14 protein-coding genes are annotated in these 16,321 nt (G+C 35.2%); all 14 read left to right on the forward strand.

Translation table 11 applies throughout. The features are described from left to right. Positions 1-7 precede the first annotated feature (7 nt). The 14 genes from rimP (at position 8) to lepA (ending at position 16,190) form a co-directional block, all read left to right on the forward strand. Positions 8-484 carry a ribosome maturation factor RimP gene (gene rimP / locus FD18_RS02625; protein ID WP_057718417.1) on the forward strand — a complete coding sequence of 159 codons (477 nt, stop codon included), beginning with the start codon at positions 8-10 and terminating at the stop codon, positions 482-484. Positions 485-503: 19 nt separating this feature from the next. Beyond that, positions 504-1,724 carry a transcription termination factor NusA gene (gene nusA / locus FD18_RS02630; protein ID WP_057718462.1) on the forward strand — a complete coding sequence of 407 codons (1,221 nt, stop codon included), beginning with the start codon at positions 504-506 and terminating at the stop codon, positions 1,722-1,724. 10 nt (positions 1,725-1,734) lie between these two features. Beyond that, entirely contained in the window at positions 1,735-2,031 is a 297-nt protein-coding gene (gene rnpM, locus FD18_RS02635) for an RNase P modulator RnpM (protein WP_057718418.1), read from the forward strand. Between the two features lie 2 nt (positions 2,032-2,033). Further along, a complete protein-coding gene (locus tag FD18_RS02640; RefSeq protein WP_057718419.1) occupies positions 2,034-2,345 on the forward strand; it encodes a L7Ae/L30e/S12e/Gadd45 family ribosomal protein in 312 nt (103 codons plus the stop codon). A gap of 4 nt (positions 2,346-2,349) precedes the next feature. Next, a complete protein-coding gene (infB, locus tag FD18_RS02645) occupies positions 2,350-4,995 on the forward strand; it encodes a translation initiation factor IF-2 (protein ID WP_057718420.1) in 2,646 nt (881 codons plus the stop codon). A gap of 30 nt (positions 4,996-5,025) precedes the next feature. Next, complete coding sequence (locus tag FD18_RS02650) at positions 5,026-5,397, forward strand: ribosome-binding factor A (protein WP_057718421.1); 372 nt, start codon at positions 5,026-5,028, stop codon at positions 5,395-5,397. 41 nt (positions 5,398-5,438) lie between these two features. After that, a complete protein-coding gene (truB, locus tag FD18_RS02655) occupies positions 5,439-6,332 on the forward strand; it encodes a tRNA pseudouridine(55) synthase TruB (protein WP_057718422.1) in 894 nt (297 codons plus the stop codon). Positions 6,333-6,344: 12 nt separating this feature from the next. Next, complete coding sequence (gene ribF / locus FD18_RS02660; protein ID WP_057718423.1) at positions 6,345-7,283, forward strand: riboflavin biosynthesis protein RibF; 939 nt, start codon at positions 6,345-6,347, stop codon at positions 7,281-7,283. A 254-nt stretch (positions 7,284-7,537) separates the two neighbouring features. Continuing rightward, entirely contained in the window at positions 7,538-9,055 is a 1,518-nt protein-coding gene (gene abc-f / locus FD18_RS02665) for a ribosomal protection-like ABC-F family protein (protein WP_057718424.1), read from the forward strand. 373 nt (positions 9,056-9,428) lie between these two features. After that, a complete protein-coding gene (gene hrcA, locus FD18_RS02670; protein WP_057718425.1) occupies positions 9,429-10,487 on the forward strand; it encodes a heat-inducible transcriptional repressor HrcA in 1,059 nt (352 codons plus the stop codon). 11 nt (positions 10,488-10,498) lie between these two features. Further along, the gene (gene grpE, locus FD18_RS02675; protein WP_057718426.1) at positions 10,499-11,077 is read left to right on the forward strand and encodes a nucleotide exchange factor GrpE; all 579 of its coding nucleotides are present in this window, start codon (positions 10,499-10,501) and stop codon (positions 11,075-11,077) included. Positions 11,078-11,094: 17 nt separating this feature from the next. Continuing rightward, positions 11,095-12,966 (forward strand): molecular chaperone DnaK, encoded by a 1,872-nt coding sequence (dnaK, locus tag FD18_RS02680; RefSeq protein ID WP_057718427.1) that lies wholly within the window; start codon positions 11,095-11,097, stop codon positions 12,964-12,966. Between the two features lie 79 nt (positions 12,967-13,045). Then, the gene (gene dnaJ / locus FD18_RS02685; RefSeq protein WP_057718428.1) at positions 13,046-14,212 is read left to right on the forward strand and encodes a molecular chaperone DnaJ; all 1,167 of its coding nucleotides are present in this window, start codon (positions 13,046-13,048) and stop codon (positions 14,210-14,212) included. Between the two features lie 139 nt (positions 14,213-14,351). Then, on the forward strand, positions 14,352-16,190 hold the full coding sequence (lepA, locus tag FD18_RS02690; protein WP_057718429.1) for a translation elongation factor 4: 1,839 nt from the start codon (positions 14,352-14,354) through the stop codon (positions 16,188-16,190). Positions 16,191-16,321: the final 131 nt, after the last annotated feature.

Consider the following 16,321-nt stretch of genomic DNA (forward strand, 5'->3'; position numbering starts at 1 on the left):
AAGAGATTTGACAAAAGTTACCGAATTGGTGGCAGACGTAGTTACGCCTTTAGCTGAGACACGAGGCGATGAACTGGTCGATGTTGAATATGTAAAGGAAAAGAAGCAATATTATCTTCGCATTTATGTTGATCGTCGCCCAGGCGGAATTGATATTGAAGAGATCGCAAATTTAAGTGAATTGGTATCAGAAAAACTAGATGAATTAGATCCTGATCCTTTTCCTGAGCCGTATATTTTAGAGCTTTCATCTCCTGGCCTAGAGCGTCCAATTAAAAATGAAAAAGATTGGGAGCGTGCCAAAGGTTCATACATTCATGTTAGTCTTTATCAAAAAATTGATGGAGAAAAGACTTTTGAAGGTACTTTAAAAGATCTCAATCAAGATCGGATCGTCTTAGAAGTAAAGATCAAAACACGACGCAAAGAAATAACAATCCCTAGAAAAGTAATTGCTTCTAGTCGCTTTGCGGTTGAATTTTAGAAAGGATGATCAAAAACTTATGTCTAAAGAAATGGTCGAGGCCTTTGCAACCTTAGAAAAAGAAAAAGGCATTAAGCAAGAAGTCATTGTTGATGCAATTAAGGCTGCTTTAGTAGCTGCATACAAAAAGAATTATAATCAAGCTCAAAATGTAGAAGTTGTTTTTGATGAAAAAAAAGGCAATTTCAAAGTTAATGCAATTAAGACAGTTGTTGATGAAGTTCAAGATAGTCGTCTTGAAGTAAGTCTTAAAGATGCTCTTGAAATCAATCGTGCTTATGAAGTTGGCGACGAAATTCGTTTCGAAGTAACTCCAAAGGACTTTGGACGCTTGGCTGCACAAACTGCTAAGCAAGTTATTATGCAGCGTTTACGCGAAGCTGAAAGAGAACACATTATTAGTGAATATTCTCAATATAAGGATGAAATTGTAACGGGTACAGTTGAAAGAAGAGACAATCGCTTTGTTTACGTAAAGATTGGTAATGTTGAAGCTGTAATGCCTCACAATGATCAATTACCAGGTGAAAATTATAATCCTCAAGACAAAGTGCGTGTATTAGTAACTAGAGTTGGTTCTGATTCAAAGGGTGCACAAATTACTGTTTCAAGAACTGCACCTGATTTAGTAAAACGTCTTTTTGAACAAGAAGTACCTGAAGTTTATGATGGAACTGTTGAAATTGTTTCAATTGCTCGTGAAGCAGGTGATAGGACTAAGATTGCTGTTAAGAGCAATGATCCAGATATTGACCCAGTTGGTACTTTAGTTGGCCCTAAAGGTTCTCGGGTTCAAAATATTGTTAATGAATTGGGTGGAGAAAACATTGATGTTGTAAAATATGAAGACAATCCATCCGATTTCATTGCTAATGCTTTAAACCCAGCAGAAGTAATTGCTGTTCAATTTAGCGGAGATGAAGATGACAAAAATGCTTTGGTAATTGTTCCTGATTATCAATTATCTCTAGCTATTGGAAAACGTGGTCAAAATGTTCGACTTGCAGCTCGTTTAACTGGTTATAAGATTGACATTAAGCCTGAGTCTCAAGTTGAATTTGTTGAGTCTGATAATGACGAAACTGAATCTAGTCAAGATGATACTTCTAGTGAAGCGTCAAACGAAGAAACGCCAGAATCTATTGCTGAACAAATTGAAGATGATCCAAGTCAAGATTTCCCAAATGGAGAAGATGTTGATTCAGCACTAGATGATGATGCAGATAAAGATGAGGAATAGGTGACCTTCTTTGAAAAAAAGAAAAATTCCAATGCGTAAAGATTTATTAACTAATACTATGCAGCCGAAAAAAGAATTGGTGCGTGTTGTAGTTGATAAGGATAAAAATATTTCAGTTGATCCCACAGGCAAGAAGTCTGGTCGGGGAGCTTATGTATCTTTAGAGCCTGATAAAATTGCTCAAGCGCAAAAAAATCAAGTTTTAGAAAAGAGTTTAGGTGTTAAAGTTTCAGCTGATTTCTATGATGATCTTTATGCATATGTTGATCATCAAAAAGCAAGAAAAGAATTGTTTGGTGATAAATAGTTTTGCAAAACAAACAAAAAACTTTAAATTTACTTGGATTGGCTCAAAGAGCCGGAAAGTTGGCAACTGGTTTTGATGCAGTGAAATTAGCTTTGAATAAAAATCAAGTAAAGCTGATTTTTATCGGTAGCGATGTTAGTCAGAATACTAAAGATAAACTTGCATTTCTTCTTAGAAAAAAGAAAATAGAAACTATTGAAATTTTTTCTAGTCAAGAAATAACGCAAGCTCTTGGAAAAGAGAGAAAATTAGTTGCTGTGACAGATTCTGGATTCAGTAAAGCAATAAAAAAGAACTTAAACGAAGGAGTGTGATTTGATGGCTAAAAAGCGTATTTATGAAGTAGCGAAAGAATTAGGCATTGAAAACAAAATTGTTGTAAAAAAGGCACAAGATTTGGGTTTTGATGTAAAGAGCCACATGTCCTCCCTAGATGATAAGCAAGTTTCTAAGTTAGTAGATAGTTTTAAGTCTGCTAATGAGACTAAGCCATCTACTGAAAAGGATTCTAAAAAGCCCAATCGTAATGAAAAGACAAAAATAAAAGTTTCTGTTGGTGCAATTCGTCGCCGTGATAATAAAAATGACCATGAAAATCATCATGGAAATAATAAACGCAGAAACAATAAATTTAAGAAACAACAAAACGATCATCATGCTGGTGAAGATAGAAAACAAAATTCATCTAAGCCAGCAGCACGTGACTTGTTAAGCAAGTTTAAAAAGAAGCAAAGAGCTGAAGCAAGTGAACTAAATGCTCAGACTGAAGCTTCCCGCCGTAAGTGGCATCAAGAACAAAATCCTAAAAGATCAAAGGTTAAAAAAGTGGAAAATACTCGTAAGCCAAAAGAAGAAAAACTCGAAGGAGCTGCAGCTGTTAAAGCTCGTGTACAAGCTTCACAAAAACCAGTTGGTCCTAAGATTATCAAACCATCGCCGGCAAGAAACAAGGCTAAAAGACCTACTGTAAAGAAAGTAGAACCGATTTCTCCAGTTGTACCTGCTCCTCAAAAAGAAGAAGCAAAACCAACTCGTAAGAAAGACTTTACTCGTAAAAAGCGTGAAGTGCCGGATTATGAACGCGAAAGAAGCGAACATTCTGATAAGGCACGTCGTCGTAGAAATAAAAAGAATAAACGCATCAATCAAAGTAAAGAAGTAAAGAAGCAACCAACCCAAAGAAAGGAACGTCCATTGCCAGAAACATTAGTTTATGAAGAAGGCATGAATGCTCAAGATTTAGGAAAACTTCTCCATAGAGAACCTGCAGAAATCGTTAAAAAACTATTTATGCTTGGTGTCATGACAAACCAAAACCAATCTTTAGATAAAGATACTATTGAACTCTTAGCAGCTGAATATGGTATTGAAGCTAAAGAAAAAGTGCATGAAGATATTTCTGACATTGATACTTTATACACTAAGGAAATGGAAGAATCTAAGGCTTCTAAGCATCAAGAAAAACGCCCACCAGTTGTTACAATTATGGGACACGTTGACCATGGTAAGACTACTTTGCTTGACAGATTACGTCATACTAACGTATCTGAACATGAAGCTGGTGGTATTACTCAAGAAATTGGTGCTTATCAAGTAAGAATTGATGATCGTTTAATTACATTCTTAGATACTCCAGGACATGCTGCTTTTTCTAACATGCGTGCTCGTGGTGCTGAAATTACTGATATTGTTATCTTGGTAGTTGCAGCAGATGATGGTGTAATGCCACAAACTATTGAAGCTATTGACCATGCTAAAAGTGCTGGAGTACCAATTATTGTTGCTGTCAATAAGATTGATAAACCAGGTGCAAACCCTGATCATGTAATGGAACAACTTATGAAATATGGTTTAGTTCCTGAAGATTGGGGTGGAGACACAATCTTTGTTAAGATTTCCGCTAAGACTGGTAAGAATGTTGAAGAACTCTTACAAATGATTCTACTTCAAGCTGATGTTATGGAGCTTAAGGCAGATCCTGATCAAAAAGCTATTGGTACTGTAATTGAAGCTCGTCTTGATAAAGGACGCGGTTCAGTAGCCGATATTTTGGTTCAACAAGGTACCCTGAAAGTTGGAGATCCAATTGTTGTAGGTGATACTTTTGGACGCGTACGTGTTATGACTAACGATAAGGGCCGTCGCGTTAAGAAAGCTACACCATCTACACCAGTTGAAATTACTGGTTTGAACGATGTGCCTGAAGCAGCTGACAAGTTAGTTGTCTTTGAAGATGAAAAGACTGCTAGAAGTGTCGGTGAGCAACGTGCAAAGAACGCTCTAGAGAAACAACGGGAAAATGTACAACATGTTACTTTGGACAACTTGTTTGATACAATGAAGAAAGAGAACATGAAGGAAGTTGACATTGTTCTTAAGGCTGACGTTCAAGGTTCAGCAGAAGCATTACAACAATCTCTTGAAAAGATTGAAGTTGAAGGCGTACGAGTTAATATCATTCACTCTGGTGTTGGTGCCATCAATGAATCTGATGTTACTTTAGCTGGCGCATCAAATGCATTTATTGTTGGATTTAACGTTAGACCGACTAATACTGCCAAGAGTCAAGCTGATACTGAAGGTGTAGATATCCGTCTCTATAATATTATTTATAAAGTTATGGATGATGTTGAAGCTGCTATGAAGGGTATGCTTGAGCCTACATACGAAGAAAAGGTTACTGGAAACTTAACTGTTCGTGAAACTTGGAAAGTATCTAAGATTGGTACAATTGCTGGTGCCTTTGTAGATAACGGATATGTTACTAGAGACTCCGGTATTAGAGTTATTCGTGACGGTATTGTTAAATATGATGGAAAAGTTGCATCTCTTAAGCGTTTCAAGGATGATGTCAAGGAAGTTAAGCAAGGATTTGATTGTGGTATCACAATTGAAAACTTCAACGATATTAAGGTTGACGATCAACTTGAAGCTTACGAAATGCAAGAGGTACCTGTTAAATAGGCATCTTTTTTCACAAAAAGGAGCTTAATTATGAAACATAGAATTGGTCGTGTAGAAGGCGAAATTTTACGTGAGTTAACTAAGATTTTACGTAAGGATATTCGTGATCCACGTTTGAGTGATGTTACTATTACAGCTGTAGAATGTACAAATGATTTGTCATATGCAACTATTTATTACAGCTTGTTGACAGATGATTCAGCAAAGGAAAAGGAGGTAGCTGAAGGACTTGATAAAGCAAAAGGAATGATGCGTCACTTGCTTGGTCAAACTCTAACAGTCTATAAAGTTCCTGAACTGATTTTTAAACGTGATACTTCTGTTGCTTATGGTTCTAAAATTGACAGTTTAATCAACCAAGTTAAAAAGCAAGATCAAGAACGTGAAAATAAGAATAAATAAAAAGGACGCCGTAAGGCGTCTTTTATTTTGGAGATAATGATATGTTAAATGGAATTGTAGTTGTAAATAAACCACGTGGAGTAACAAGTAGTGATTGTGTCTATAAGTTGAGAAAAATTTTACATATTAGAAAAATTGGTCATGCTGGTACTCTTGACCCGGAAGTAAATGGTGTATTGCCCATTGCCGTTGGACAGGCGACAAAATTAATTGAATTAATGCATGAAAAGCCGAAGTCATATATTGGTAGCGGAATGTTTGGCCGAGCAACTGATAGTTATGATTTGGATGGGAAAACAACTGCAGAAGAGGAAATAGTTACACCTTTTACTAGTAATGAAATTATTGTTGGTATGAAAGAATTAACAGGAAAACTTGAGCAGGTACCACCAATTTATTCAGCAGTAAGAGTTAACGGAAAGAGACTCTATGAATATGCAAGAGAACATATTCCAGTTGAACGACCGAAAAGAAAAGTAAATGTTTATAGTTATGAATTAACTCAAGATCCAGAATATGATCCTTTAGAAAAAACAGAAAGTTTTAACTTTGCAATTCGTTGTTCTAAAGGTACTTATGTGAGATCTTTAGTTAATGATTTGGGAGAAAAGCTGGGTGTGCCAGCCGTAATGACTAGCCTTACCCGAACTAGTAGCTCTGGTTTTGATATTAGCCAGGCTGTAGATTTAGAAACAATTGAGGCAGAAATAGATACTCCAGAAAAGTGGTTACAACCGATTGATAGCTTTTTTGTCGACTTACCTAAAATAAAACTTTCTCCAGATCAATTTAAACGTGTTTCAAATGGAGCCGGTATTGATTTAAATACTAATTATGCCAAGGTCGCGTTGGTTTATAATGGATATATAAAAGCTATTTATCAACGGAAAGGGAAAATTTATTGTCCTGAGATGATGCTTTTAAAAAATGAATAGCGAGAGTAGAACATGAAAATAATAACCTTGGATTATCCTATTACAGCACCTATTACGAATGAAAAGGTAGTTTTAAGTTTAGGTTTTTTTGATGGGGTGCATATTGGACATCAGAAATTAATTAAAGATGCTAAATTAATAGCAGAAAAGAAAAATTTACCATTAATGGTAATGACTTTTGATAAACATCCTAAAGAAATATATAAAAATGATCATAAGTTTGTCTATTTAGAAACTGAGCGAGAAAAAGAGCATAAAATGGAGAAGTTGGGAGTAGATTATTTAGTCATTATTAAATTTACTAAAGAATTTAGCCAGCTTTCACCTCAAGATTTTGTTGATCAGGTGGTAATGAAACTCAAGGCTGATACAGTAGTAGTGGGTTTTGACTATACTTATGGTCCCAAAGATATTGCTAATGTAGAAAATTTTCCTAAGTTTGCTAAAGATAGATTTAAAATTGTAGTGGAGCCAAAACAAGCAATAGATAAGATAAAAGTTGGGTCAACTTTTATTAGAAAGGTTATTCAACGTGGAAACGTGGAATTGGCAGCCGCTTTGTTAGGGCAGCCATATGAAACTTCCGGAATTATTGTGCATGGATTTAGAAGAGGTCATAAAATCGGTTTTCCAACTGCAAATCTTGAAATTGAAGGGTCAAAGGTTCTACCAGCTGAAGGTGTATATGCAACGCGAGCTAAAATAAATGGAAAGTGGCATGATGCGATGACTAGCGTTGGTTATAATGAAACCTTTAAAACGAATCATGGATTAACTATTGAGACTAATATTTTTGATTTTGATGAGGAAGCATATGGTAAGCAATTAACTTTAGCTTGGTATAAGTTTATGCGCAAGAATGAAAAATTTTCTGGGATAGAGGATTTATCTCGTCAATTAGATCAAGATAAGCGAAATATTAAGCAATATTTTTATGAATTAGAAAAATAAAATATGAGCTATCTATTTATTTAAAATGTGGTAAAATAGTTTTATCAATTGAAATTTAATATTTGAAAGAAGGTTACGCCGTTGCGTTTTTAATCTTGCAAAATAGCATAGTTGAGTTTTAATAATTATTTTTTTATAAGGACAACTGTGCACTTTTGACAAGATTGAACGTAGATGGGAATCTTCTTTTTTGCTTAACTAGGAGAAAGTCTACACTTGTCAAAAGTGTAGGCTTTTTTCGTGAGGTGATTAATATGAGTAATATTAATATTTCAAATCTTTCTTTTAGATATCCAGATAGCTCAGATAATATATTTAATAATTTAAATTTAGATTTAGATAGTAGTTGGAAATTAGGTTTAGTAGGAAGAAACGGGAGGGGAAAGACAACCTTCTTGAATCTTTTACGAGGTAATTTAAGGGGAATAGGAAAGATACAAGCTAAACTTGAATTTAACTATTTTCCGCTTACTGTTAAGAATCAGGAACAATTAACTTTATATGCGCTGCAAGAACATGTTTCATTTGAACAGTGGGAACTTGAACGCGAATTAAATTTAATGAAAGTTGATCCTGAACTTATTTGGCAGCCTTTTAATTCTTTAAGTGGTGGAGAACAGACTAAGATTTTGTTGGCCCTATCCTTTATTAATAAGAACGGTTTTCCTTTAATCGATGAGCCAACTAATCATTTAGATGAAGACTCTAGAAGACAGGTTGTAGCTTATTTACAACAACATTCTAATGGCTACATTGTGGTGAGCCACGATCGTGCTTTCTTAAATCAAGTAACAAATCATATCTTAGCCATTGAAAATACCGAAATTCATTTGTATCAGGGCAATTTTGCCAGTTATGAAGATACAAAGACAAAGCGAGATAAATTTAATCAAGATAAGAATGAAAAACTTCAAGGTCAAATTAGAAGTTTGAACGAAAGTAGAAAGCGAGTAAAAGGATATTCTCTTCAATCAGAAAACAATAAAAAAGCCAGCGCTCATAAAAATGAAATCCATGCATTCATTAATAAAGGTTTCTTTAGTCATAAAGCGGCTAAAATAATGAAAAGATCGAAGAATCTTGAAAGAAGAATGGATAAAAGCATTCAAGATAAAAAAGGCTTAATGACAAATATTGAGTCTATTCCTGAATTAGAAATGAACTTTCATCCCAACTATCATGGAATCCTATTAGAAGCACAGCATTTAGATCTTACAGTCCAAAATAAGAAATTGTTTGAAGATTTAAATTTAACTATTAAAAATCATGGGATTGTAGCTCTAGAAGGAAAAAATGGATCTGGAAAGTCTACATTTTTGAAAAATATTTTAAAACCAGATAAAAATGTGATTTCTCAAGGAAAGCTTGATATTGTTAATGGCTTAAAGATATCATATTTACCACAAAATTTTATTGAATATTCTGGTACTTTATCTCAGTTTGCAGAAAAAGAAAAAATATCTTATGAAAATCTATTAAATATTCTTAGAAAAATGGGTTTTCCGAGAGAAAGTTTTGCCACAAAAATTGAAGAAATGAGTATGGGACAGCAAAAAAGGGTGGCAATTGCCAAATCATTAGTGGAAGAAGCAGATATATATTTATGGGATGAGCCAGCTAATTATTTAGACGTATTTAATCAGGATCAGTTAATTAACATGTTAAGAAAAGAACAACCGGCAATGCTCTTAATTGAACATGATAAGTATTTTATTAGTCAGATTACAGATAAACGAATAAAATTAAAGGGGGTGGAGAAGCTAAATAATTAAAGGAGAGAAAAATTAGTATTTGATTATAAAAAAGAATATAAAGATTTATATTTTCTAAAAAAAGAAACCTGAATTAATAACTGTTCCTGAAATGAACTATCTCGCAGTTTCAGGAAGTGGTGATCCAATTGATATAAAAAATCCACGCTATCATCATGAAATATATTTAAGTGATCCGCGAGGAACTAGAGTGGAGAGATTAAAGACTGTAATTAAACTACCAATTAAATAAACTTACGCAAGTACTCTGTACTTGCTTTTTTTGTGAAAAATTAAATTGATTTAGCACTCTGCTTGCACAATTGCTAATATATGGTATTATATAAATTGTTAGCACAAAGGAAAGAAGAGTGCTAATGATGGGGGCGAGAAAATGTTGACTGAACGGCAAGAACTTATTTTGAAGACTATTATTATGGACTTTACTCAGACGCATGAGCCGGTAGGTTCTAAGACCGTGACGAATCAACTGCCTGTCAAGGTCTCAAGTGCAACTATTCGAAACGAGATGGCTGCCTTAGAAGAGCAAGGTTTAATTGAAAAAACTCACTCTTCTAGTGGAAGGATTCCATCTAGTGCTGGTTATAGGTATTATTTGGATCATTTAATTAATCCAGTAAAGATACCAGCATCTGTTTATAATCAGATTGTTTATCAATTAGACCAACCTTTTCAGCAAGTTAATGAAATCGTGCAAGAAGCTGCAAAGATATTGTCCGATTTAACTAACTATACTGCTTTTGCGGCAGGTCCTGAAACCCATTCTGTTAAAGTTACTGGTTTTAGGATTGTTCCTCTTTCTAGTCATCAAGTGATGGCTATCTTAGTTACTGATGATAGTAATGTTAAGAATCAAATCTATACTTTACCTCATCATACTAGTGGAGAAGAGATTGAAAAAGCGGTAAGATTGATCAATGACCACCTAGTTGGTAAGCCTCTTAGTTCAATTAATGAAGTGCTGCTTAAAAGAATTGCAGATCATTTGGTAGCTGGCGGATCGGCACCTGAAATTTTAGATTTGCTCCAAGATGTTATTAAGGACGCTGCGAGTGAACAAATGTATGTTGATGGTCAAATTAATCTTTTAAGTAATTACGAAAACGATGATTTAACGAAAGTTAAGTCATTATATAAGTTAATTGATCAAAACGATGCTATTTCAAGTTTGATTGGCTTTAATCCAGAAGATGAAATTAAAGATGGTACTAATTCGAAAGTTCAAGTTAAGTTGGGCTCAGAATTACCATCAGATTTGTTAGAAGATTATAGCTTGCTTACTGCACAATATAGTGTTGGTAAATATGGTAAAGGAACAATTGCACTGCTAGGGCCAACTAACATGCCATACTCGCAGATGATCGGACTACTCGAGTATTTTAGAAATGAACTAGCAAAGAAATTGTTGGATTATTATGGTAGATTTAAGTAAGGAGGTTAGCTGTGAGTAAAGAAGAGTTTCCGCATGAAAAGGATTTAAAAGACGAGGTGACCCCAGATAAGGCACCAAAAAAAGATCCCCAATCAGCTCCGAAAGAGGAAGTTAAGGAAAATCCAGCAAAAGATTATGAAAAGGAAATTGCTGAACTAACTGCTAAAAATACGGATCTTGAAGATAGATACTTACGTAGCGAAGCAGAGATTCAAAATATGCAAGCCCGTTATGCAAAAGAACGTGCTCAATTAATTAAGTATGAATCTCAAAGCTTAGCTAAAGAAGTTTTGCCTGCAATGGATAATTTAGAGCGTGCATTAGCTGTTGAAGCTGATGATGAAGCTGCTAAACAACTTCAAAAAGGTGTTCAGATGACTCTTGATTCATTAGTTAAATCAATGAAAGATCAAGGAATTACTGAAATTAAAGCTGAAGGCGAACCTTTCGATCCATCTCTTCATCAAGCTGTACAAACTGTCGCAGCGGAAAATGATAATCAAAAGGATCACGTAGTTAAAGTTTTACAAAAAGGATATCAATATAAAGATAGAACATTAAGACCAGCAATGGTTGTAGTGGCTCAATAAGAAAGGAAGTTATATTTATGTCAAAAGTTATTGGTATTGACTTAGGTACGACTAACTCAGCAGTTGCCGTGCTTGAAGGAAAAGAACCTAAGATTATTACTAACCCAGAAGGTAACCGTACTACTCCTTCTGTAGTTGCATTTAAGAATGGTGAAATTCAAGTTGGTGAAGTTGCAAAGCGTCAAGCTATAACTAACCCTAACACTATTGTTTCAATCAAGAGTCATATGGGTGAAGAAGGCTACAAGGTTAAAGTTGGCGATAAGGAATATACACCACAAGAAATTTCAGCTTTCATTTTGCAATACATCAAGAAGTTTTCTGAAGACTACTTAGGTGAAAAGGTAACTGATGCAGTTATTACTGTTCCTGCTTACTTTAATGATGCGCAACGTCAAGCCACTAAAGATGCTGGTAAAATTGCTGGCTTAAATGTTCAAAGAATTATCAATGAACCAACTGCTTCAGCTTTAGCATATGGTCTTGATAAAGATGAAAATGATGAAAAAGTCTTAGTATACGACCTTGGTGGTGGTACTTTCGATGTTTCTATCTTGCAATTAGGTGATGGAGTTTTCCAAGTATTGTCAACTAATGGTGATACTCACCTTGGTGGTGATGACTTTGATAAAAGAATTATGGATTGGTTAATCCAAAACTTTAAAGAAGAAAATGGTGTTGACTTATCTAACGATAAGATGGCTTTACAACGTTTAAAGGATGCTGCTGAGAAAGCTAAGAAAGACTTATCTGGCGTTTCATCAACTCATATTTCACTTCCATTTATTTCTGCGGGGGAAGCTGGTCCTCTTCACCTTGAAGCAGATTTGACTCGTGCCAAGTTTGATGAATTAACTGATGACTTAGTCCAAAAGACTAAGATTGCTTTTGATAATGCATTAAGCGATGCTGGTTTAACTGTTAACGATATTGATAAAGTTATTTTAAACGGTGGTTCAACTCGTATTCCTGCAGTTCAAAAGGCAGTTAAAGAATGGGCTGGTAAAGAACCTGACCACTCAATCAACCCTGATGAAGCTGTTGCTCTTGGTGCCGCAATTCAAGGCGGTGTTATTTCCGGTGATGTTAAGGATATCGTTTTACTTGATGTTACTCCATTATCACTTGGTATCGAAACTATGGGTGGTGTATTTACTAAGTTAATTGATAGAAATACCACTATTCCTACTTCAAAGAGTCAAATCTTCTCAACTGCAGCTGATAATCAACCAGCCGTAGATGTTCACGTATTACAAGGTGAACGTCCAATGGCAGCTGACGATAAAACCTTAGGACGCTTTGAATTGACTGATATTCCACCAGCACCACGTGGTGTTCCACAGATTCAAGTTACTTTTGATATCGATAAGAATGGTATCGTAAATGTATCTGCTAAAGATATGGGTACTGGTAAGGAACAAAAGATTACCATTAAGAGTTCCTCTGGTTTGTCAGATGAAGAAATCAAGAAGATGCAAAAAGATGCTGAAGAGCATGCAGAAGAAGACAAGAAGCGTAAGGAAGAAGTCGATTTACGTAACGAAGTAGATCAATTAATCTTCACTACTGAAAAGACTTTGAAGGAAACTAAAGGCAAAGTTCCAGAAACTGAAACTAAGAACGTTCAAGATGCTTTAGATGCTTTGAAGAAGGCACAAAAGGATAACAACTTGGATGAAATGAAGGAAAAGAAAGAAGCTTTGTCAAAGGCTGCTCAAGATTTAGCTGTCAAGCTTTACCAACAAAATGGTGGTGCTCAAGGTGCAGCTGGTCAAGCAGGCCCACAAGGTACGCAAGGCGGTCAACCAAATAATGATAATGGCTCTGACAACGGTCAAGGTGGTTCAACTGTTGATGGAGACTTTCACAAGGTAGACCCTGATAAGTAAAAAGATTTATAATTGAATCAAACAAGAAAAGAACTGCGTGATTGTAGTTCTTTTCTTTTATGAATAAAGGAGTTTTCAGATGGCACAACGTGATTATTATGATGTGCTGGGTGTTGATAAAAATGCTAGTGAAAGTGACATTAATAAAGCTTACCGTAAACTAGCAAAGAAGTATCACCCAGACTTGAACCATGAACCTGGCGCTGAAGAGAAATATAAAGAAGTCAATGAAGCATATGAGGTTCTGCATGATAAGCAAAAAAGAGCTCAATATGATCAATTTGGTCAAGCCGGTGTAAATGGTCAGGGCGGCTTTGGCGGCCAAGGCTTCGGCGGTTTTGGTAACCAAGGAGGATATTCTTCTCAAGGCTTTAGTGATTTTGGTGATATTTTTGGTGATATCTTTGGCTCAGCATTTGGCGGAGGTAGAAGTCGAGTAGATCCAACTGCTCCTCAAAAAGGTCAAGATTTAGATTACACTATGACTATTGACTTTATGGATGCAATTAAAGGCAAGAAAACTGACATCACTTATACAAGGAGTGAAGTATGTCCAACTTGTGATGGCTCTGGTGCTGAAAAAGGTACACATCCAATTACTTGTGAAAAATGTCATGGGACTGGTGTAATGACTGTAACTCGTCAGACTCCGCTTGGTGTTATTCAACAACAAACTACCTGTGACAAGTGTGGCGGACGTGGTACTATCATTAAACATCCGTGCCAAACTTGTCATGGACAAGGTACTATTGATAAGAAGCAAACTCTTGAAGTTAAGGTACCAGCTGGTATTGATAATGGTCAACAAATTCGCTTGAGCGGTCAAGGTGAAGCCGGTAAAAATGGTGGTCCTTACGGGGATCTATATATTGTCTTTAGAGTTAAACCAAGTAAAGAATTTAGAAGAAATGGCACAACTATTTATAGTGAAGCACCGATTTCTTTTGCTCAAGCAGCTTTAGGAGATAAAATTCGCGTAAATACTGTTCATGGACCAGTTGATTTGACTATTCCAGCCGGTACTCAACCTAACACTACCTTCAAATTACGCGGTCAAGGTGTTCCTAAGATTAATGGTACTGGTAATGGAGACCAAGAAGTAACGGTTAAGGTTGTCATTCCAAAGAAGATTAATGATAAGCAAAAAGAAGCTTTAGTTGATTATGTTAAAGCTGGTGGTGGTAATATTTCTCCTCAAGAAAAGAATTTTTTTGAACGTTTAAAAGACAAATTAAACGGAGAATAAATAAAGAACGTATATCTCTAAAAGACTGAGATATACGTTCTATTTTTATATTGGACAATCATTTATCAAAATATTGCATTAAGAATTTTATCTAGTAGGCTGCCTTTGATATAATTAATAAAGCGAAAAAGGTGAGAACATGGATATAAAGAAATTACAAGATTATCAAAAACATATTCGAAATTTTTCAATCGTTGCTCATATTGATCATGGTAAATCAACGATTGCAGATCGTATTTTAGAGTTAACAGATACTGTTTCTGAACGTCAAATGAAAAATCAATTGCTTGACGATATGCCGCTAGAACGTCAACGTGGTATTACTATTAAGTTGAACTCTGTTGAAGTAAAATATCATGCTGAAGATGGAGAAACTTATATTTTTCACTTAATTGATACACCAGGACATGTGGACTTTTCTTATGAAGTATCAAGATCACTGGCTGCTTGTGAAGGAGCTCTTTTAGTAGTAGATGCTACTCAGGGTGTTCAAGCACAAACTTTAGCTAATACTTATTTAGCAATTGATGATGACTTAGAAATTTTACCAGTCATTAACAAGATCGATTTACCATCAGCGGATCCGGACATGTGTAAAAATGAAATTGAAGAAATGATTGGGCTTGATGCGTCAGATGCAGTTGAAGTTTCTGGTAAAACTGGACAAGGTATCCCTGAATTACTTGAAGAGATTGTTAAAAAAGTACCAGCTCCTGATGGTAATTTAAATGCTCCGTTGAAAGCTTTGATTTTTGATTCGAAGTATGACGATTATCGCGGAGTAGTTTTATCAGTTCGAATTGAAGAAGGTACTGTTAAACCTGGAGATAAAATTCGAATTATGAATACTGGTAAAGAATTTGAAGTAACAGAAGTTGGTGTTTCCAGTCCTCATCCTGTTAAAAAAGATATGTTAATTGCTGGGGATGTTGGATATTTAACTGCAAATATTAAGTCTGTTCGTGAAACTCGTGTCGGTGATACGATCACTAGCGCTGAAAATCCTACTGAAAAACCACTTCCTGGTTATCGTCAAATTCCACCGATGGTTTATTCTGGTATGTATCCAGTTGATAATCAAAAATATGATGATTTAAAAGAAGCTTTACAAAAACTACAATTAAATGATGCGGCTTTAGAATTTGAGCCTGAAACTTCTCAAGCACTTGGTTTTGGATTTCGTTGCGGCTTTTTAGGATTACTTCATATGGATGTTGTACAAGAAAGACTTGAGCAAGAATTTGGTATGGATTTAATCATGACTGCGCCAAGTGTAGATTATCATGCGATTATGAATGATGGCTCAACTAAATTAATCGATAACCCAGCAGATTTACCGGATGCTGGTGAATATAGAGAAGTTCAAGAACCTTATGTTAAGGCAGAAGTTATGGTACCAAATGATTTTGTTGGTCCGGTAATGGAGTTATGTCAACGAAAACGTGGCGAATTTGTAACAATGGACTATCTTGACAAGTATCGAGTAAATGTTATTTACAATATGCCACTGGCTGAAATTATTTATGACTTTTTTGATGAGTTGAAGTCTTCAACTAAAGGATATGCTTCTCTTGATTATGAAATAACTGGTTATCGTGCAACGGACTTAGTTAAGATTGATATGTTACTTAATAAAGAGCCAATCGATGCTCTTAGTTTTATTGCACACCGTGAAGAAGCGCAAAACCGTGCTCGTCAAATGACTACAATGCTTAAGAAATTAATTCCACGTCAAAACTTTGAAGTTGATATTCAAGGTGCAATTGGTGCTAAAATTATTTCTCGTGCGACAATTAAACCTTATCGTAAAGACGTTACTTGGAAAATCCATACTGGTGACCCAGATAGACGTGCTAAATTACTTGAAAAGCAACGTCGTGGTAAAAAGAGAATGAAGGCAGTTGGAAAAGTGGAAGTACCTCAAGATGCATTCATGGCTGTCTTAAAAATGAATGATGATGATATCAAAGGTAAATAATAATTGCTAACTTTATAGGTGTATCAAGGATACTTGGTATGCCTTTTTCCGTTTCTTTTAGAAATTTACGTATATTTAGATCAGTATTATTTTTTGTAAATTGTGTTAGAATTTATAACAGCATTAATAAA

The sequence above is a fragment of the Lactobacillus taiwanensis DSM 21401 genome (assembly GCF_001436695.1).
Taxonomy (GTDB): Bacteria; Bacillota; Bacilli; order Lactobacillales; family Lactobacillaceae; genus Lactobacillus; species Lactobacillus taiwanensis.